The organism is Streptomyces sp. WM6386 (assembly GCF_000972385.1).
GTDB lineage: Bacteria > Actinomycetota > Actinomycetes > Streptomycetales > Streptomycetaceae > Streptomyces.
The window spans coordinates 1-831 of the sequence record NZ_JXTE01000282.1 but is presented as its reverse complement, the minus strand read 5'-3'; the positions used below and the strand labels follow the sequence as shown (position 1 = coordinate 831).

The 831-nt window shown below is 69.6% G+C and carries 1 protein-coding gene; it reads left to right on the top strand.

The genetic code is table 11. The annotated features are described in order from the left end of the window. Positions 1-16: 16 nt before the first annotated feature. A partial coding sequence (locus tag TN53_RS41255) for a sulfatase-like hydrolase/transferase (RefSeq protein ID WP_234441841.1) occupies positions 17-831 on the top strand: 815 nt, incomplete at its 3' end.

Genomic DNA, 831 nt, shown 5'->3' with positions numbered 1-831 from the left:
GGGCGGCACCACCGAGATGACCACCGCGGCCCCCGGATACAACGGCTTCCGGCCGCGCAGCGCGGCGACCATGGCGCAGATCCTCCAGGGCAACGGCTACAGCACGGCCGCCTTCGGCAAATGGCACCAGACTCCGCCACGGGAGATCAGCCCGGTCGGCCCGTTCGACCGCTGGCCGACCGGGGAGGGCTTCGACACCTTCTACGGCTTCATGGGCGCCGAGATGAACCACTGGTACCCGCTGCTGTACCAGGGCACCACCCCCGTCGAGCCGGACCGCCGGCCCGAGGACGGCTACCACCTCTCCGAGGACCTCGTCCACCACGCCATCGACTGGGTGCGCACCCAGCGCACGCTCACCCCGGACCGGCCGTTCTTCACCTACCTGGCCCTGGGCGCTGCGCACGCTCCGCTGCACGTCGGACGCGAGTGGCAGGAGAAGTACCGGGGCCGCTTCGACCACGGCTGGGACCGCCAGCGCGAACTGACCCTCGCACGGCAGAAGGAACTCGGTGTCGTACCCGCGGACGCCGAACTCGCTCCCTGGGCCGAGGGCGTGCCCCACTGGGACGAACTCACCGACACCCAGCGCCGGTTGGCCGCTCGCTTCATGGAGACCTTCGCCGCCTTCACCGAACACGCCGACGTCCAGGTCGGCAGATTCGTCGACGCCCTGGACGAACTCGGCGAGCTGGACAACACGATCGTCCTCTACGTCCTCGGCGACAACGGTGCCTCCGGCGAGGGCGGCATCGAGGGCACGATCGTCGAACACCGCCTCGGACACGGCATCGTGGACGACCCCGACGAGATGATCAACCACGTCGACGA